The sequence below is a fragment of the Microbacterium luteolum genome, assembly GCF_039533965.1.
GTDB lineage: Bacteria > Actinomycetota > Actinomycetes > Actinomycetales > Microbacteriaceae > Microbacterium > Microbacterium luteolum.
On the sequence record NZ_BAAAUN010000001.1, the window covers coordinates 2,069,414 to 2,088,504 of the forward strand.

The 19,091-nt window shown below is 69.0% G+C and carries 16 protein-coding genes; 3 read left to right on the forward strand and 13 right to left on the reverse strand.

What is annotated here, in order from left to right; genetic code table 11:
* Positions 1-85: 85 nt before the first annotated feature.
* Both ABD648_RS09930 and ABD648_RS09935 read right to left on the reverse strand, forming a co-directional pair.
* On the reverse strand, positions 86-1,249 hold the full coding sequence (locus ABD648_RS09930) for an acyl-CoA dehydrogenase family protein (RefSeq protein ID WP_282214791.1): 1,164 nt from the start codon (positions 1,247-1,249) through the stop codon (positions 86-88).
* Positions 1,250-1,400: 151 nt separating this feature from the next.
* Positions 1,401-2,333 (reverse strand): M15 family metallopeptidase, encoded by a 933-nt coding sequence (locus tag ABD648_RS09935; protein ID WP_282214792.1) that lies wholly within the window; start codon positions 2,331-2,333, stop codon positions 1,401-1,403.
* Positions 2,334-2,469: 136 nt separating this feature from the next.
* On the opposite strand from ABD648_RS09935, the gene ABD648_RS09940 reads away from it, so the two are divergent.
* Positions 2,470-3,588, forward strand: coding sequence for an Rv2578c family radical SAM protein (locus tag ABD648_RS09940; protein ID WP_282214793.1), 1,119 nt, complete (start codon positions 2,470-2,472; stop codon positions 3,586-3,588).
* Between the two features lie 37 nt (positions 3,589-3,625).
* A complete protein-coding gene (locus ABD648_RS09945) occupies positions 3,626-4,165 on the forward strand; it encodes a YaeQ family protein (RefSeq protein WP_282214794.1) in 540 nt (179 codons plus the stop codon).
* A 201-nt stretch (positions 4,166-4,366) separates the two neighbouring features.
* Here ABD648_RS09945 and ABD648_RS09950 read toward each other — a convergent pair whose 3' ends face one another.
* A complete protein-coding gene (locus ABD648_RS09950; RefSeq protein WP_282214795.1) occupies positions 4,367-6,631 on the reverse strand; it encodes a DEAD/DEAH box helicase in 2,265 nt (754 codons plus the stop codon).
* Between the two features lie 276 nt (positions 6,632-6,907).
* Here ABD648_RS09950 and ABD648_RS09955 point away from each other — a divergent pair, with 276 nt between their 5' ends.
* Positions 6,908-7,804, forward strand: coding sequence for an aldose 1-epimerase family protein (locus tag ABD648_RS09955; RefSeq protein ID WP_282214796.1), 897 nt, complete (start codon positions 6,908-6,910; stop codon positions 7,802-7,804).
* Positions 7,805-7,909: 105 nt separating this feature from the next.
* Here ABD648_RS09955 and ABD648_RS09960 read toward each other — a convergent pair whose 3' ends face one another.
* The 10 genes from ABD648_RS09960 to ABD648_RS10005 all read right to left on the reverse strand — a co-directional run bounded on the left by ABD648_RS09960 (position 7,910) and on the right by ABD648_RS10005 (position 19,032).
* Positions 7,910-11,080: an efflux RND transporter permease subunit gene (locus tag ABD648_RS09960; protein WP_282214797.1), complete on the reverse strand. Its 3,171-nt coding sequence runs from the start codon at positions 11,078-11,080 to the stop codon at positions 7,910-7,912.
* Between the two features lie 15 nt (positions 11,081-11,095).
* Positions 11,096-11,695, reverse strand: a complete 600-nt coding sequence (locus tag ABD648_RS09965; protein WP_282214798.1) for a TetR/AcrR family transcriptional regulator — start codon at positions 11,693-11,695, stop codon at positions 11,096-11,098.
* A gap of 78 nt (positions 11,696-11,773) precedes the next feature.
* Complete coding sequence (locus tag ABD648_RS09970) at positions 11,774-12,733, reverse strand: DMT family transporter (protein WP_282214799.1); 960 nt, start codon at positions 12,731-12,733, stop codon at positions 11,774-11,776.
* On the reverse strand, positions 12,730-13,911 hold the full coding sequence (locus tag ABD648_RS09975; RefSeq protein ID WP_282214800.1) for a Gfo/Idh/MocA family protein: 1,182 nt from the start codon (positions 13,909-13,911) through the stop codon (positions 12,730-12,732). The genes ABD648_RS09970 and ABD648_RS09975 overlap by 4 nt, the downstream gene beginning before the upstream one ends.
* Before the next feature lie 43 nt (positions 13,912-13,954).
* Positions 13,955-15,010 (reverse strand): LacI family DNA-binding transcriptional regulator, encoded by a 1,056-nt coding sequence (locus ABD648_RS09980; protein ID WP_282214801.1) that lies wholly within the window; start codon positions 15,008-15,010, stop codon positions 13,955-13,957.
* Between the two features lie 3 nt (positions 15,011-15,013).
* Positions 15,014-15,904, reverse strand: coding sequence for a carbohydrate ABC transporter permease (locus ABD648_RS09985; RefSeq protein WP_282214802.1), 891 nt, complete (start codon positions 15,902-15,904; stop codon positions 15,014-15,016).
* The gene (locus ABD648_RS09990; protein WP_282214803.1) at positions 15,897-16,856 is read right to left on the reverse strand and encodes a carbohydrate ABC transporter permease; all 960 of its coding nucleotides are present in this window, start codon (positions 16,854-16,856) and stop codon (positions 15,897-15,899) included. The genes ABD648_RS09985 and ABD648_RS09990 overlap by 8 nt, the downstream gene beginning before the upstream one ends.
* A 4-nt stretch (positions 16,857-16,860) precedes the next feature.
* On the reverse strand, positions 16,861-18,132 hold the full coding sequence (locus tag ABD648_RS09995; protein ID WP_282214804.1) for an ABC transporter substrate-binding protein: 1,272 nt from the start codon (positions 18,130-18,132) through the stop codon (positions 16,861-16,863).
* Between the two features lie 136 nt (positions 18,133-18,268).
* The gene (locus ABD648_RS10000; RefSeq protein ID WP_282214805.1) at positions 18,269-18,628 is read right to left on the reverse strand and encodes a fluoride efflux transporter FluC; all 360 of its coding nucleotides are present in this window, start codon (positions 18,626-18,628) and stop codon (positions 18,269-18,271) included.
* Positions 18,625-19,032: a fluoride efflux transporter FluC gene (locus ABD648_RS10005; protein WP_282214806.1), complete on the reverse strand. Its 408-nt coding sequence runs from the start codon at positions 19,030-19,032 to the stop codon at positions 18,625-18,627. The genes ABD648_RS10000 and ABD648_RS10005 overlap by 4 nt, the downstream gene beginning before the upstream one ends.
* Positions 19,033-19,091 lie beyond the last annotated feature (59 nt).

The following is a 19,091-nucleotide window of genomic DNA, read 5'->3' on the forward strand; positions in this document are numbered from 1 at the left end:
GGGCAGCGTCAGCACCCACGCACAGAAGCGCACGTCCGGGAACCATCCCCGAACGTGCGCTCCCGATGCAGATCAGATCGCAGCCCTACCGCTTCCCCGCGATCTGCCGTCCGACGATCTCGCGCATGATCTCGTTCGTGCCGCCATAGATGCGGTGCACGCGGGCGTCGAGGAAGGCACGGGCGATCGGATACTCGGTGATGTAGCCGTAGCCTCCGTGCAGCTGCACGCCGGTGTCGAGCACCTCCCACTCGCGTTCGGTCGCCCAGAACTTGACCTTCGCGGCCTCTTCGGCCGAGAGCTTGCCCTTCGAGTACGCGAGCAGTGCGCGGTCGATGTAGGCCCAGAGCGCGTCGACCGTGGTGGCCATGTCGGCGATCTTGAAACGGGTGTTCTGGAAGTCGATGATCCGCTCGCCGAAGGCCTCGCGGTCCTTCGTGTACGCGACGGTCCAGTCGAGCGCGGCCTGCGCGGCCGCAGCTCCGGCGACGCCGATCGACAGCCGCTCGAGGGGAAGGTTCATCATGAGCTGCACGAAGCCCTTGCCCTCGACGCCACCGATGAGGTTCTCCTCTGGCACGAACACGTCGCTGAACGACAGCTCGGCGGTGTCGTGACCCTGGAAGCCCATCTTGTGCAGCTTCTTGCCGTGGTCGAAGCCCTCCATGCCGTTCTCGATCAGCACGAGGCTGAACGCGTCGGGACGGTTGCCCTCGCCCGTCTTCACGAACGTGACGACGAGATCGGCGGTCGCGCCGGAGGAGATGAACGTCTTCGCACCGTTGACGATGTAGCCGCCGTCCACCTTCTTCGCGGTGGTCTTGATGCCACGGAGGTCGGATCCGGCACCGGGCTCGGTCATGGCGAGAGCGCCGACAACCTCACCGGTGGCCATGCGGGGCAGCCACTTCTCCTTCTGCTCCTGCGTGCCCATGTGCACGAGGTACGGCACGGCCAGGTCATCCTGGATGCCGAACGCGCCGGCGAGCGAACCCGCACCGGCCGCGATGACCTCTTCGTTCACGACGGCACGGAAGCGGTAATCCTGCAGCATCCCGGCGCCGCCGAACTCCTCGGGAACCGACAGGCCGATGATCCCGGCCTCGCCCGCGGCGAGCATCGTGGCCCGGTCGACCTCGCCGTCGGCGTTCCACTTCTCGATCGTCTCGTTGGTGACGTAGCGCTTGACGAAATCCTTGACGAGGTCGCGGAATGCCTCGTGATCCTCTTCGTAGATGTCGCGTTCCATGCGATCCTCCTGAACGTGTCGTGCCTCATTGCTCCGGCGATTCTATGTCCGGATGCCGACGCACAGCAGGTCATTGTGAGAATGCATCCCACAGAAGGTGACACTGGGTACCGCGCTTGTGGGATGCCGCAAACCCGGCAGTCCGGCCGGGTCAGTAGGCGTAGTCGGGCGCCGCGGGCAGCCCGAAGAACTCCTCGAGCGTGTGGAATCCGCCCGCGTGATAGGCGGCAGCGATGTCGACGCCGACATAGCGCAGGTGCCACGGCTCGGGCGAATATCCGGTCACCGGGGTGCCGACGCCCTCGTAGCGGACGATGAACCCGTACTCCCAAGCGTGCGCAGCGACCCAGTCGCTCTGCGCCGTGGCGCCGAAGTCGTCGAGCCCTCCGCAGCCCCCTCCGCACGCGACGACGTCGAGCGCGAGCCCCGTCTGATGCTCGCTGTGGCCGGGCCTGGCCGAACCGGCATCCGCTCCCTCCTGCCCCTCGGCGCGGACATGCGAATCGTACGTCGACACCTGCAGGCTGTAGGACCGGTAGCCGTTGTTCGCCCCGATGACCCCGACGCCGGACGCCGAGGCCGCATCGGCCATCTGGCCGACGGCGACCGCGACGTCCGAGCGCACGAGCCCGGAGAGCGTCGTCATCTGCAGGGGCACCGAATCCAGCGACGCAGGCTCGAACTCGATCGGATCCAGCGGGCGGGTCTTGTTGACGACCACCCAGAGCCGCGACGGATCGCTGAGCGAGATGCACGGCGCATTCCCCGCGACGACAGCAGCACGGAAGTTCTCGCCCCCGCCGAAGCCGGCGATCGTCGCCGCATCGTCGCCGCTCGCGAGAGACTCCAGCACCGAGGGCTCGGCGCACGGATCGGCCGCGATGGTCGCGCCCACCTTCACCGTCGGCACCTGCACCACCGCGACCGGCTCCGGCATCGACGCGGGCTCGACTGACGTGTCCATCGGTGCGGACGCGATGGAGAACAGCATCCCGATCGCGGTCACGGCGACACCGATGGGCAGTGCGGGACCGCGGATCGGGGAGCGCGGAGCCGCGTGCTGGGCGTGCGGCGAGGAAAGCATCGCTCCCATTCTCCCCCGATACGGCCATCACGCGAGTACGGGTTGCGACATACCGCTACTTCAAGCCATCTGTGGATGATGGCACATTACTTCGAATCTCGCTTGCGTTAACTTCGTTCACATGTTCGAATGAAGCATGCGCTGGCAGGGACAGAAGCTCGGAGAGACGGATGCCGCGGCACTCCCCGGTCTCGAAGACCGGTCGAGCGTGCTGCGGTCGGTGACGACCCCCGAGTTCGCCGGCATGACGTTCCACGAGGTGCTCTCGAAGTCCGCGTTGAACCATGTTCCGGGCGCTTCGCGCATGCCGTTCGCCTGGACGATCAACCCGTACCGTGGATGCAGTCATGCCTGCGTCTACTGCTTCGCCCGCGGAACACACGAGTATCTCGACCTCGATGGGGGCGCCGACTTCGACTCGCAGATCGTCGTCAAGGTGAACGTCGTCGAGGTGCTCGAGAAAGAGCTGCGCAAGGGCAGCTGGCAACACGAGACCGTCGCACTCGGGACCAACACCGACCCGTACCAGCGGGCCGAGGGGCGCTACAAGCTGATGCCCGGGATCATCGAGACGCTCGCGGCGTCCGGCACGCCGATGTCGATCCTCACCAAGGGCACGCTGATCCGGCGGGACATCCCGCTGCTCGTGAAGGCTGCCGAGCGCGTGCCCATCGACGTGCAGATGTCGATCGCCATGTACGACGACGACCTGCAGAAGGCGATCGAACCGGGAGCCCCGACGACCCAGGCTCGGCTCGACACCGTGCGGGCGCTGGCGGATGCCGGATTCCGGGTCACCGTGTTCCTGATGCCGATCATGCCGCACATGACCGACTCGGTCGTCGCCATCGACGACGCGCTGGCCCGCATCAAGACCGCCGGAGCCCGTAGCGTGATCTACGGAGCCCTGCACCTCCGCGCTGGGGTGAAGCCGTGGTTCTTCCAGTGGCTCGGCGAGGCGCGCCCCGACCTCGTCTCGTCGTACCGCGGGCTATATCCCGGCGTCTCCGCCGAGGCGCCGAAGGGCTACCGGCAATGGCTAGCCAAACGCGCGCGGCCGCTGATCCGCATGCATGGCCTCGACGGCCGGCACGAAGACGACTATCCGCAGCGCGGAATCCGTCCGGGGCAAGGGCACGTCGAGTCGATCTGGCGTCAGGGTGGCGATCAGAGCGCCGGCTCCTCGAGCACAGCCGTCACATTCCGGACGACGAGGTCGGGCGCGGCATCCCCCGCGCAGCCGATGCTGTTCTGACCGGTCGCGCCGCCGCCGCCGCGTAGGCTCGGTGGTTATGGCTACCGGCTCCACGATGCACACGTTCGACGTCCAACTGGCCGACACCGATCGGGGCGTCTACGAGGACTACACGTTGCGCGTCGCGCGGCATCCGTCCGAGACCGACGCCTACATGGTCACCCGCGTCCTGGCCCACGGCCTCGAGCATGCGGAGGGGATCGCCTTCGGCGACGGCATCTCGTCGACCGAGGAGCCCGCGGTGATCGTGCGCGACATGACCGGGGCGATCATGGCGTGGATCGAGATCGGTGCCCCCGACGCCGAGCGTCTGCACTACGGCAGCCGCCTCGCCGAGCGCACCGTCGTCTACACGCACCGAGACCCGGCGAAGGTCATGGCGCCGTGGGCAGGGAAGAAGATCCACCGGTCCGACGCCATCCGTGTCTACAGCTTCGACCCTGGCTTCATCGACGCCGCGGCGGCGCTGATCGAGCGACGCAACACCATGACCCTCACGGTCACGGAGCAGGTGCTCTACCTCGACCTCAACGGCACCAGCCTGACCTCGGCCATCCACGAGCACGAGCTCGGCTAGGTCGCGCATCACGACGGCATCCGACCCGGACCCGACACCCGCGACCCGCACAACTTCGGAATCCCGCGACGACACACCGCCGGTTCGACTCCGACGCAGGCGCGTCGCGGGAGGATCTCCGAAGTTGTGCCGCAGGAGCCCCGCACACGAGAGAGGCCCCGCCCCCGCCGAAGCGGTGACGGGGCCTCTCGAACAATCGCCTCAGCTCGTGAGAGCCGCAGCGGTCGGCATGCGACCGGTGATCTCCTCGATGATGTCGTCGTCGAGACGCGCGTTCTCGAACGGCGCGTCGATCTCGGCCCGGTCGAGCAGCTCGGTCATGCGACGCTGACGCTGGCGCGTGATGAGCGTGACGACACGACCCGAGCGGCCGGCGCGACCGGTGCGGCCGGAGCGGTGCAGGTACGTCTTGTACTCGTCGGGAGCGTCGGCCTGGACGACCAGGTCGATGTCATCCACGTGGATGCCGCGGGCCGCGACATCCGTCGCCACCAGCACATTCACGCGACCCGAGGTCAGGCGCTCCAGGTTGCGGGTGCGCTTGGCCTGGTTCAGGTCGCCGTGCAGCGAGACGGCCGGGATGCCGGCATCGTCGAACTGCTCGGCGAGCATGTCGGCGTAGGCACGGGTGCGGGCGAAGACGAGGGTCTTGCCTGCGCGGTCGACGAGCGAGGTGAGGATGTCGGCCTTGTCGCGGTGCTCGATGACGAGCACGCGGTGCTCGATCGTGCTGGATCCCTGGTCCTCACCGGCGACCTCGAAGACGGCCGGATCGATCAGGAACTCGTCGACGAGGGCTGCGACCTCACGGTCGAGCGTCGCCGAGAAGAGCAGCTTCTGGCTGCCCTCGGCCGTGTGACGCAGGATGCGCTGCACGGGCTCGACGAAGCCGAGCTCGCACATGTGGTCGGCCTCGTCGAGAACCGCGATGCGGCAGTCGGAGAGGTCGAGCTTGCCCTGGTTGATGAGGTCCTCGACGCGACCGGGGGTACCGATCACGATGTCGACGCCCTTCTTGAGCGCTCCGACCTGACGGCCCTGCGGGACGCCACCGTAGATCTGGGTGGTGAACAGGCCGACGCTGCGGGCGATCGGCTGGATCGTGCGGTCGATCTGCAGCGCGAGCTCGCGCGTCGGAGCGAGGATGATCGCGCGCGGCGACCGGCCGAACTCACGACGCTTGCCTGCCTGCGACTTCAGCACGTTCTCGACGAGCGGGGCGCCGAAGGCGATGGTCTTGCCGGAGCCGGTGCGACCACGAGCGAGGACGTCGCGTCCTTCGAGAACGGCGGGGATGCTCGCCGCCTGGATGGCGAACGGCGACGCCGCTCCCAGACCTGCCAGCGTCTCGACGATGTTCGAGCCCAGCCCGAGGTCGCTGAAGCTCACACCGTCGACCTCGACAGCCTCGACGGACTTCGCCTCGAGGCGCTCGTGAACGACGTCGGCGCCCGGCTCGAACTTCGCCGCCGCGGGTGCGGGACGGCTCGTCGCGTTCCAGTCGTTGCGGCTCGGACGCTCGTTGCGGCTCGGACGCCCGCGGGTGTCCGAGGTCAGCGGACGCACGCGCTCGGTGCGGTACGCGCCGCCGGTCGACGGACGGCTCCGCTCGCCACCGCGGGAATCGCGCGCGTCGCGGTCGTACCGCGGGCGCTCGGTGCGGTCGGACGAGGTGCGGTCGTCACGGCGGGGACGATCGTCGCGCGGTGCGTCGAACGAACGCTGCGTGCGATCGCGGTCGAAAGCGCGGCGCGCGCGATCGGCATCGTACGAGCGCTCCGGGCGCTCGGCGCCTCCGCGGTTCGGACGGTCGTAGCCGCGACCCTGGGGCGCAGCTCCGCGATCGTCACGACGCGGACGCTCGTCACGATCGAAGCGCTGGCCACCGCGCTCATCGCGGTAGCTGCCGGGACCGGTGGGACGCTGGCCGCGACGGTCGTCGCGAACCGGGCGGCCGCCGTCACGGTGGTCGTTGTCGCGGAAGCCCTGACGCTGGGTGCCGGCGCCACGGTCGTCACGACGCGGACGCTCGTCACGGTCGAAGCGCTGGCCACCGCGCTCATCGCGGTAGGTGCCGGGACCGGTGGGGCGACGCTCGTCGCCGCGGTGGTGCGGGGCCTCACGGCGACCCGACTCGGCGCGGTTGCGGATGCTGCGGGCCTCGTCGCGCCCGGCGCGCTCCTGCGCGTTCCAGCGCTGCTTCGGAGCGCCGGTCTCGGCCTCAGCCGGACGGTAGCCGCGGTGGTTCGCACTGCGGCTGCCCGGGCGACGGTCGTAACCGCCTGCGGCGGGCGCGCTGCGGCGCTCACCGGCATCCGCTCGTGCACCGCGCTCGGGGCGGGCGCCGTCGCGGGCACTGTCGCGGCCCGTGGTGTGGCGGTCGTGGAAAGAGGTCTTCTTGGCGCCGTAGCGCGGCTCGAAGTTGGCGGCGGGGCGTCCGCCGCGGGGCTTCTTGTTCTTGGGCAAAGCAGGTGTCCTTCTGAGTTCTCGCACGAGAACGGCGCTGCGCGCACGCGCGAGCACCCGAGTGCTTCCTCCCGTGGGGAGGAGCAGGGTTCCGGACTGTCAGCGGCCGGGGCCATTCATGTGATGGTTGATTTGCGTCGATCGACGCTCACCATCGGCCCCTGGACTCACACTTCTTACACAAAAACGTCCGCGCTGTGCGCGGGTGTCCGAAGCCGACCGAAGAAGTCTACAGGTCGCGCCTGAGAGAGTCCTCCGCGACCGTACGATGGCGAGGTGAGCTTCGAATCCCCCACCGGCACCCAGGTGCACCTCCAGTCCGGCGACGTCACGGCGCAGATCGCGCAGGTCGGCGCCTCTCTCCGTTCCCTCCGCGTCGGCGGGATCGACCTCGTGACGCCGTACCCGCTCGACATCCCGACGCCGTCGTGCTCGGGCGTCGTCCTCACACCCTGGCCGAATCGCGTGCGTGACGGACTGTGGAACGACGAGGGCACCGCGCGCCAGCTCGCGATCACCGAGCCGAAGTTCACCAACGCGAGCCACGGCCTGCTGCGGTTCTCGGCCTACGAGATCGACCAGACGGATGCCGCGGCCACGCTCAGCGCGACGATCTTCCCGCAGACCGGGTTTCCGTATCTGGTCGAGACCTCGGTCACCTACCTGCTGACGGATGCCGGCATCGAGGTCATCCACGTGCTCACGAACCGCTCGGCCGACCCCGCGCCGGTGGCCCTCGGCACCCACCCGTTCGTCACGATCGGGGACGTCGACCCGCACGAGCTCGTGCTGCGCATTCCGGCCGCGACCGCGTTCGAGACCGATGAGCGGATGCTGCCCACCGGCACCCGTCCGGCCGACGCGGCCCTGCGCGACGGCATCCGTCTGGGCGACGCCTCGCTCGACACCGGCTTCACCGACCTGACCCGCGACGGCGACGGACGGGTGCGCACGTCACTCACGGCGCCGGACGGCCGCCGGGTCACGCTCTGGCAGGGCGAAGGCTTCGACTTCGTGCAGGTGTACACCGCGACGAACTACCCGGGGCACGACCTTGCTGTCGCGATCGAACCGATGACGGCACCGGCCGATGCGCTCAACAGCGGCCTCGGCATCCGTCGCCTCGCCCCCGACGAGTCCTGGACCCTGCGCTGGGGCATCACGCTGGGCTGATTCCTGCCTTCTCGTTCGTTGAGCGAGCCGCAGGCGAGACGAAACGCCGTGTCGAACGCGTTTCGTCTCGCTTCGCTCGCTCAACGACCGGAGGAGACGGAGCGATCAGACGACCCCGCGGTCGCGCAGCTCGCGTCGCGTCAGGTGCGACAGGTCGGGCAGACCGCTCGCATCGACCGTGACGGCGTCCGGATCGGAACTCGCGCCCACGGCATCCGATCCGCCGCCCTTGCGAGCCCGACGCCGCTCCTTCGCACCCTCGACGAGGTTGTACAGCGTCGGCAGCACGATCAGGGTCAGCACGGTCGAGGAGATGAGCCCACCGATCACCACGATCGCGAGCGGCTGCGAGATGAAGCCGCCGTGCCCGGTGATGCCGAGCGCCATCGGGGTGAGCGCGAAGATCGTCGCGAGCGCGGTCATGAGGATCGGACGCAGTCGCTTCTCGCCACCGGCCTTCACCGCCTCGATCGTCGACAGCCCCTTCTCGCGGTATTGGTTCACGAGGTCGATGAGCACGATCGCGTTCGTCACCACGATGCCGATCAGCATCAGCACGCCGATCAGCGAGGCGACGCCGAGCGGCACACCCGTGACGATCTGCAGCAGGATCGCACCGGTCGCCGCGAACGGCACGGACACGAGCAGCAGCAGCGGCTGGCGCAGCGACTTGAACGTCGCGACCATCACCACGTACACGATCAGGATCGCGGCGAGCATCGCCAGGCCCAGCTGCGAGAACGAGTCGGCCTGCTGCGAGGCGACACCGCCGACCTCGGCGGACGCACCGTCGGGCAGCTCGACCGCGGCGAGCGCCGCGGTCACCGATGCGGTCGCGGTCGCGAGGTTGTCGGATGCCGGCGGCACGGTGATCGTCGCGGTGCGGCGGCCCTGTTCCGTGGTGATGGACGTGGGGCCGTTGCGCTCCTCGACGGTCGCGATGTCCTGCAGCTGGACGATGCCGAGCGGGGTCGGGATCGCGAGGGTCTTCAGGGCGTCGATCGTGGTGGGCGGCGCCGGGGTGACGATGTAGATCGTCAGCGCGGTGTCGTCGATCTCGACGGAACCGGCCTGGGTCGGGCGCATGGTGTTCGACACGATGGATCCGACCGCGACCTCGGAGAGCCCGCGCTGCGCGGCAGCCTCACGGTCGACCACGACGGCGATGTAGGGCAGCGATGCCGCCAGGTTGTCGGTCACCTGACCGACGCCGTCGCGCCCGTCGAGCTCCTCCATCACGGAGGTCGTCGCGGTCTGCAGGTCGTCGGCGTTCGACGCCGAGACGGAGATCTCGATGTCGCTCGAGCCGAAGCCCGCGGATGCCGCGACCGACACGTCTCCGACCTCGTCGCCGAGTCCGTCGATCGCGTCCTGCACGTCGGCGCGCAGCTTCTCCTGGTCGGCGTCGCCGTCGGTCAGTACCGAGTACGTGACGCCGGCCCCGCCGGAGAAGGCGTCGCGCAGCGCCGAGCCGCTCGATCCGATCGATGCCTGCACGTGCTCGATGCCGTCGACGCCCAGCAGTGCGTCCTCGACCGCGGTCGCGGCATCCGACTTCGCCTCGAGGCTCGCGGTCGGACCGAGGTCCTGCGTGACCGTCATGGTGTTCTGGCCCGAGTCGCCGAGGAAGTTGACCTTCATGAGCGGCGCCGCGGCGAGCGTGCCGCCCAGCACCACGACGGCGAGGATCACGGTGACGGCGGAATGCTTGAGCGTCCACCCGAGGATGGGCCGGTAGGCGCGCTGGAGCGCGGTGGGCGGAGCATCCTGGTGCTCCGGGTCGATGGCCACGCCGTTCTCGTCGAGCAGCGGCTTGCCGGGGCGCAGGAACCAGTAGGCGAGCACCGGCACGATCGTCAGCGAGACGAGCAGGGAGGCGATCATGGCGATCGCCACGGTCATCGCGAACGGCCGGAACAGCTCGCCGACCATGTCGCCGACGAAGACGATCGGGAGGAACACCGCGACGGTCGTGATCGTGGACGCCGTGACGGCCATCGCGACCTCGCGCACGGCGAGCCTGATGGCGTCGCCCTTGTCGGCATCGCCCACGTAGTGCCTCTTGATGTTCTCGATCACCACGATGGAGTCGTCGACCACACGGCCGATCGCGATCGTGAGCGCGCCGAGCGTCAGGATGTTCAGGGAGTATCCGAACGCCTGCAGCCCGATGAACGTGATGAGCACGGAGGTCGGGATCGAGATCGCCGTCACCAGGGTGGAGCGGATCGACAGCAGGAAGACGAGGATCACGATCACCGCGAAGACCAGTCCGAGGAGACCTTCCGTCGCGAGGCTCTCGATGGACTGCACGATGAACGGCGCCTGATCGAAGATCACCGTGAACTCGGCATCCGGGAACGCCTCGCCGATCTCGTCGAGCGCGGCGAGCACGCCCTGCGAGACCTCGACGGTGTTCGCGGCGGGGAGCTTGGTGATCGAGATGGAGAGTGCGTCCTTGCCGTCGACGCGCGAGATCGAGCTGATCGGGTCGGACTCCTGCGCGACCGTCGCCACGTCGCCGATCGTCAGCGAGGTACCGACCAGCGGGAGGGCGGCGAGCTCGTCGACCGACGTGATCTTCGCGCCCGTCTGGACGGTGAGGGTCTCGCCGTTCTCGGTGATGTCACCGCCGGGGAAGAGCGTGCCGTTCTGCTGCAGCGCCGACGTGATGGCCTGCGTGCTCTGGCCTTCGGCGGCGAGCAGCGCGAAGTCGGGGGTGATGGTGATGCGCTGGCCGACGCCGCCGATGAGCTGCGCGGCATTGACGCCGTCGACGTCTTCGAGGTCGGGGATCGCGACGCTCTGGAGCTCGGCCTGGGCGTTGTCGGCGTCCTCGAATCCGGTGACCGCGACCTGGATCACCGGGAAGTCGTCGATCGACACCGCGAGCACCTGGGGGCTCACGTCTTCGGGGAGCTGGCTCGAGATGCGGTTGATGGCCTGCTGGATCTTCTGCTCCGCGGTCGCGAGGTTCGTGCCGTAGGCGAAGGTCGCCTGCACGATCGACGCGTTCGTGGTGCTCGTCGCCGTCGTCCCCTCGAGGCCGGGCACCCCCTGGATCGCCGACTCGACCGGCGTCGACACGTCGTTCTCGACGACCTCGGGCGAGGCGCCGGGGTACGTCGTCATGACCATGAGGTTGGGCAGCTCGAGCGAGGGGATGAGCTCCTGCTTGAGGTTGGTCAGCGCCAGCCCGCCGAACACCGCGGCGACGATCGTGATGAGCGCGATGAGCGCCCGGTTCTTCAAGCTCAGGACGGCGAGATTCGACAAGGCGGATTCCTCGGTTCAGTGTGCGGAGGACGCTGCGGTGCGACCGGGGGTGGTATCAGTCTCGGGCATGCCGAGGAGCTGCGTGAGCACGGTCTCGATGAACGCGCGATCCAGGGTGGTCTCCCGGATCTGGGTGCTCCACATGACGCCGTCGATGAAGATCATCGCGGCCGTCGCCCTGTCGTACCCGTAGGCGGGCTCGAGGAAGGAGACCAGCTGCTCGGACAGGTGCCGCGCGAGCTTGCGCAGGCGGGGGTCGTGGATCGCGGCGGTGACGACGGCCCGATCGGCTTTCACGGCACGGGCGTCGTCGAGTCCCTCGGTGATCAGATCGGCGATCACGGCCGGGCTCACCCCGCGCTGGGCGAGAGCGATGCGCACACCGTCGAGGCGTGCGTCGACCTCGTCCGCGAGCGCGCGGAGGGCGGCGGAGCGGAGGTCGTCGAGCGTGTCGAAGTACTGCGTGGTGGCGCCGAGCGGAACGCCGGCGCGCGCCGCGACCATGCGGTGGGTGACGCCGTCGGCGCCGACCTCGACGATCAGCTCCGCCGCGGCGGTGACGATCTCCCGGCGGCGCGCTTCAGGGTCACGTCGGCGACGCGTGCTCTCCCCCATCGGGCACCCCCTGGACTTCCGTACATGTACGTTTGTACATTTCCGGATTGTGAGGATGCTGGGAGCCGTGCCGTCCGCTCAGGGCGACGCCGCCGACCGCGGGCGCTGCGACCTCGATCGGATCACGACGAGCATCCCCGCCAGCGTGAGCACGATCCCCCACACCTGCAGCGGCTCCGGCAGAGCGGCGAGGCCGAGGACCGCGGCGGTGAGTCCGACGACCGGCGGCACCGCGAGCCCGAAGAGCGCCGCATGCGAGGCACCGGCGGTCGCGATGATGCGGTGCTGCACCAGGTACGCGGGCACGTACACGGCCAGGCCGAGCACCGCCAGCACCAGGATCACCCAGGGCTCGCACCGGCCGCCCGACCACACCTCGACGACGGCCCAGAGCACGAGAGGGACGCTGCCGAGGGCGAAGATCGGCAGGATGCGCGGAGCCATCGGCCCGCGACGACCCCGGTTGAGGTGCGCGAACAACAGACCGTACGCCGCCATGGACAGCATCGCGCCGACGGCGGCCAGCACGCCGAGGACACTCGACCCGCCCGGTGCGCCGAGGCGAGGAAGGACATAGAGCACAGCGCCGACGATGGCGACGGTCGTCGAGGCGAGCACGAGGAGCGACATCCGCACTCGGTTCAGCAGGCTCTCCGCGACGAGAGTGACGACCGGCGAGAGTGCCAGGATGAGGCTCGGGATGGCGGGGCCGGCGAGGGAGATCGCGACCGTCGAGAGCACGGTGTACCCGGTGACCCCGGTGAGGGACAGGATGCCGAGCTGCCACCAGGCGTACCCCCGGCCGGCGGGTGTCCGATCCGCCGGGGCAGAGCGTGCTCCCCCTCGGCGCGGCAGCAGCGTCAGGAGGAACAGCCCGAGCGCGGCGAACCCCGCGCGGCCCGCCGCGACGACGCCGACTCCGGCGCCTTCGAGCGCGAAGCCCGCGATCACCCAGGTCGCCGCGAGCAGCACGACCAGCAGCAGCGATTCCCGGAGCAATGACTCCTGCGGCAGCCGCGTGCCGCCGGCCGAGCTCATACCAGCGCGACCTCGACCTGTCCCCGTTCGAAGTAGGCCGCGAGGTCGGGGTCCAGCGGCGGGATCGCGATCGACGAGCCGTCGCCGCGCAGGGACACGGTCGCGAGGATGCCGGCCGCCACAGCCTCTCGTGCCGCGACGGGTGACGTCTCTGTGAGGCCGCCGTCGCGGACGAACCGCAGGAACTCGGCGACGAGCAGCGCGTCGGCGCCGTCGTGCCCGGCATCCGGCACCGCCGGGACGATGAACACCTCGTCGGCGTCTGCGGCTCCGGCGTGACGTCGGTTCCACAGCCTGACCTCGCTGCCCGCCACATCGCCGAAGTTCTCGATCCGGCCCTCGGTGCCGATCACGGTGTAGTTGCGCCAGTAGTCGGGCGTGAAGTGGCACTGCTGGTACGACGCGAGGATTCCGCCTTCGAGCCGCATGTTGACCATCGAGATGTCCTCCACATCGATCACGGGGTTGAGCCCCGTGAGGGAGGTCGGCGGCCAGTTGTCGACGCTGAACCAGTCACGCATGCGCTCGTTCGTCCGCTCGCGCCGATCGTCGATGTCGCCGTAGACGCTCAGCGCGCCCATCGCGGCGACCTGCTCGGTGTACGCGCCGGCGAGCCAGTGGATGATGTCGATGTCATGGGCGCCCTTCTGCAGGAGCAACCCGTTGGTGCGTCGCCGGTCGGCGTGCCAGTCCTTGAAGTAGAAGTCGCCGCCGTGCCCGACGAAGTGGCGCACCCACACCGCCTTGACCTCGCCGATGCGACCGGCCTGGATGAGGTCGCGCATCAGGGTGATGAGGGGCATGTGCCGCATGTTGTGGCCGATGTAGAGACGCGTCCCGGTGCGGCGGGCCGTCTCGAGCATGGCATCGGCATCGGCGAGGTCGATGGCGAGCGGCTTCTCGCAGAAAACGGGCACCCCCGCCTCCAGAGCGCGGATGCTGAGCGCCGCGTGGGTGTCGTCGGGGGTGAGCACCATCACCGCGTCGACACCGGACGCGAGGAGCTCGTCGAGCGAGTCCGTGACGAGCGCGTCGGGCAGCAGGGCGCTCGCGTCCTGCCTGGCACGGTCGGCGAGGTCGCAGACGGCCGTGATGCGCGACCCCTTGCCGGGGCGATGCACCTCTTCCTGCAGGGTCGAGCGCGCGCCGAAGCCGATGATGCCGATCTTGAGATCCACGATGGTCCTTCTGTGAGGTGAGAGGTGTGTGGGCGGGGCCGCGTCAGCGCGGCCGCGCGGTGGGGGCGTCGAGGTCCGTCGAGCCGCCGGGGAAGAGCGTCCAGGGGAAATCGTGCCGTCGCCCCGGTGAGGGTTCGCTCTCGAGAGCGCGGTCGATGATGATGCTCGCCTGGCGCTCGTAGAAGTCGGTCGGGCCGACCGTCGTCAGCGTCGGCGCCACGAGGCTCGCATCGGGCGTGTTGCCCACGCCCACCACGGCGACGTCGTGCGGCACTCGGAGTCCGAGCATGTGCGCGGCGTTGATCGCGGCGATGGCGGCGAAGTCGGTCGTGGCGTAGATCGCGCGGGGACGGTCGTCGCGCGAGAGCAGCGTGACGGCGGCGGTGAAGGCGCTGGCCGGTGTCTCCTCGTAGGTGACGGTCCAGTCCGGGTCGGGTTCGATGCCCGCCGCCGCCAGCTTCTCGAGGTAGGGCGTGTAACGCGTGACCTGCTCGGGTGCGAGGCGCACGGCACCCTCCGCGGCGATGCATCCGATCGCGGTGTGCCGCTCGAGGAGGTGGTCCATCGCGAGCTCGCATCCGGGGATGGCATCCGAGCGGATGACGTCGAAGCCGTCGGGTTCGAGCGACTCCGAGAACACCACGAGGCGCTGGCCGCGCTGCACGAGTTCCTGCAGCTTGCGCCTCGCGTCCTCGCCGAGTCCGACTCCGTCGAGATAGGCGACGTCGCTCTCGACCCGGTCGAGGGCGGCATGCCAGTCGCCGTCGGCGAGGATCAGCGTCGTGAGTCCGTGGCGGTTCGCCTCGGCGTTCACGGCGTCGGCGACGGCCAGAGACCACGGGTCGCTGAGCAGATGCAGCGAGAGCTGCACCATGCCGCTGCGACCGGTGCGGATCGACCGCGCCGCACTGTTCGGTCGGTAGTTGAGCTCTTCCGCTGCGGCCAGCACGCGGGCGGCCGTCGCCTCGGCGACCCCGGCGCCGGTGGATCCCGATCGCCCGGAGAAGACGTACGACACGGTCGCCGTCGACACCCCCGCGCGCTCGGCCACCATGCGGAGGGTCGGTCGCCGGGGCGCCGAATGTTCGCGCTGCGCCATGATTCAGCCTTTCGATCCGCTGAAGGCGATGCCCTGGATGAACTGCCGCTGCAGGATCATGAACGTCACCAGCATCGGCAGCGTCGCCAGGAGCGCTCCGGCCATCAGCACGGGGTAGTCGGTGCCGTGCAGACCGACCAGCTGGGAGAGCCCGACGGACAGCGGCATCTTCGCCGGATCGGTCGTCACGATCAGCGGCCAGAGGAGGTCGTTCCACGACCAGAGCACAGTGAACACCACGAGAGCGATGATGCCAGGCTTCGCGAGCGGAACCATGATGCGCCAGAAGGTCTGCCACGGATTCGCCCCGTCGATGCGCGCCGCCTCTTCGAGCTCGGCCGGCATCGACAGGAAGAACTGCCGCATCAGGAACGTGCCGAACGCGCTGAAGATGCCGGGCACGATCAGCGCCTGCAGGGTGTTCAGCCAGCCGAGCGCCTGGATGATCTCGTACTGCGGCAGCAGGTACAGCTGCGACGGCACCATCAGGACCGAGAGGAAGAGCACGAAGAGGGCGTTGCGTCCGGGGAACGGGATGCGCGCGAACGCGTACCCGGCCATCGTGCACAGCAGCACCTGACCGACCGTGCGTCCGACGGTGAGCCACACCGAGTTGAGGAACATCTGGGCGAACGGCATCGACTCGAAGACCTCGGCGAAGTTCGTGAAGACCCATTCGCGCGGCAGCAGGCTCGGCGGCACCTGCACGGAGTCGGACAGCGTCTTGAACGAGGTGAGCAGCTGCCAGAGGAAGGGGAAGACCATCAGCACCGCGCCGATGAGGAGCACGAGATGCACGACCCAGAGGCCGCGGTTCTTCGTGCGGCCGGCACCGGCGCCTTCGCGTCGGGAGGCGCCGACGATGGCACGCGTGTCGAGCGAGACGTCACTCATAGTGCACCCACTTCTTCTGCAGACGGAACTGGACGACGGTGAGCAGCAGGATGATCACGAGCAGGAGGAAGGCGACGGCGGCCGCGTAGCCGCGGTCGTTGTCGAGGAAGCCCGCTTCGTAGAACAGGTAGACCACGGTGCGGGTGTTCGGCATCGCGGGGTTGCTGCGGCCGAGCATCATGTAGATGAGGTCGAACACCTGCAGCGCGCCGATCACGCTGATCACGCTGACGAAGAAGATCGACGGCGACAGCAGCGGGATCGTGATCGAGAAGAACTTGCGCACGGGTCCGGCGCCGTCGAGGTCGGCGGCCTCCATGATCGTGTCGGGGATGCCCTGCAGCCCCGCGAGGAAGATGACGATGTTCGTGCCGAGGCCGGCCCAGATGCCCACGACCGCGATCGCGATGAGCGCGGTGCTCGGGTCGGTGAGCCAGCTGCGACCGTCGATGCCGACGGCACCGAGCGCCGCGTTGAGCACGCCGTAATCGCCGTTGTAGATCATCCGCCACACCAGCGCGATCGCCGCGGGCATCGTGACCACGGGGATGAAGTAGAGGGTGCGGTAGACGCTGCGGCCCTTGAGCCCTGTCGTGTTCAGGAGTGCGGCGATCGCCACGGCGAGAGGGATGCCGATCAGGGCGATCACCGTGTAGAGCGCGGTGTTGCGCAGCGCGCCGATCAGCTCGGCATCCTGGAAAAGGCGGGTGTAGTTCTCGATGCCGACCCACTCCGAGCCGCCGAACGGCCCGGACCTGGTGAACGAGATGATCAGGGTGCGCACTGTCGGCCACAGGTAGAAGGCGGTGATCCCCAGGGCCGTGGGGCCGAGGAAGACCAGCGCCCACCACGGGGAGGCGCCGGGGTTGCGCCGGCGGCGGCGGATGCCGGGGCGCGGGGCCTCCGGCATCCGCTCTGCCGAGGCGCGCGGGGGTGACGCGACGACGATCATGGGATCACTCCTGTTCGGCGTCCAGGGCCGCCTGCATCTGCTCGGCGAGGTCCTGGAGGCCGTCCTTCGGCGAGACCGCGCCCGACCAGACCTGAGACAGCACTTCGCTCTCGATGCTCGTCCAGGCGGACGTGTTCTTCGACACCGGGTAGGGCACTGCCGTGTCGAGCGCGTCGATGTAGACCTGCAGGTCGTACTGCGGCAGTGCATCCACCCAGGCCTGCTGCGTGCCGTTGAAGGCGGGGATGACGGTGCCCGTCTCGGCCTGGATCTTCGCCGCCTGCTCTCCGGACGCGAAGGCGGCGAAGGCCTTCGCCTCTTCGAGGTGCGGGCTCTTCGCGTTGGCGACGTTGGCCAACCCGTGGATCACGCTCTGGTTCCCCTCGGGTCCCGCCGAGAGCGGAGCCACGTTCACGGAGCCGCCGATGTCCGCGTTGTCCGCGTAGGCTCCGGCAGCCCACGACCCGTTCTGGAACATCGCGACCTTGCCCGAGAGGAAGAAGTCCTCCGGGTTGGTGTCGGTGAGCTGCTGCGCGGTCGGCGATGAACCGCTGGCGATGAGATCCGTCCACAGTTCGATGCCTTCGAGCGCCTCGCCCGACCCGTATCCGCTCTCGGTGCCGTCGGCGGAGACGACCTCGCCACCCGCCTGAGCGATCGAGTTGTAGTAGTTCTCCTGGCCGTACTGGCTCGCGGCGATCCCGTACTGGCCCTTCGCCGGATCCGTCAGCTTCTTCGCCGCGTCCTTGAGGTCATCCCACGTCCAGTCAGCGGTCGGATACTCGACTCCGGCGGCGTCGAAGAGCGCGGTGTTGTACCAGAGCGCGACGGTGTCGAAGTCCTTGGGTGCGCCGTAGAGCTTGCCGTCGAAGGTGTAGAGCTCGGCGAGGGCCTCCGGGTAGTCAGCGGGGTCGATGGCGGAGTCGTCGAGCGGAGCCAGCTGGCCGTTCGACGCGTAGAGCTGGAAGTTCGGGCCGTTCATCCAGAAAACGTCCGCGGCCGCTCCGCCGCTCGCCGCCGTCTGCAGCTTGGTCCAGTACTCCTTGGTCGGAGTGACCTGGATGTCGATCGTGACGTTCGGGTTCTCTTCGGTGAACGCCGCGGCGATGTCTTCCATCGCCGGCTTCTGGTTCTCGTCCCAGATGGCGTAGCTGAGGGTGACGTCGCCGCCGGACGACCCCTCGCCGGACGGCGTGGACGAGCAGGCGCTCAGGGCGAGGACGGCGGCCGCGGTGGCGGCCAGGGCGCCGAAGGCGCGGAGGGAGGTGCAGGGCATCGGTGTCTCCTTTGACAGTTTCTGCGTCGTGATGCAGGGGGAAAGCGCGTGTTAACCGTTTAGCGTTAAACGATTAGCACGACGATAACCCGGATGCCGGGCAGAGCGCAACCGTCAATTCGGAGAGCAGCTCTCGTCAGATCGAAGCGCCGAGAGCCAGCCCGAGTCCCGCCGCGACGAGTCCGAGCAGCAGCATCCCGATCGCGTTGAGGACGGATGCCGGACGCTCCCCGTCGCGCCACAGGGCGACGGTGTCGAGCATGGCGGTGCTGAACGTCGTGTATCCGCCGAGGAGCCCGGCCCCGAGGAGGAACGCGGCATCCGGCAGCGCGGTCGTGACGACACCGAGGGCGAAGGAGCCCGTGATGTTCACCAGCAGGATGCCCCACGGGAAGCGGCGCCCGGCGACGTGGGCGACTCCGAGGTCGGCGAGATAACGCAGCACCGCCCCGAGTCCGCCGGCGAGCGCAGCACCGAGGAAGAGCAGCGGACTCACGACGCCGCCCCTGAGGCCGGGCGGGGTCGACCGATGCGCAGCCCCAGCGCGGCGGCGCCGAGGCCGAGCGCGAGAGTTCCGGCGGCGTAGGCGGTCGCGACGAGCGGAGCATCCGCCCACAGCGACACCGTTCCGGTCATGAAGGCGCTGTACGTCGTGAACCCGCCGAGCACGCCGGTGCCGAGCAGCAGGCGGAGATCGGCAGCAGCGGTCTCCCCGCGCCTGTCGAGGGGGCGCGCCACCAGCACACCGATCAGCAGAGCGCCGACGACGTTCGCGAGCAGCACCGCGATCGGGAAGCCGCCCGCATCCGGGATGACGAGTCCGAGACCCAGCCTCGCCGCGGTGCCGACCGTGCCGCCGAGGGCGACGAGCAGGACGCGGCGGAGGTTCACTTTCGTCACTGTAGTCGCCTCTGGCAGCGCGGCGCCCCGATGTCAAGGCAGTGGGACCCGCGCCGCCG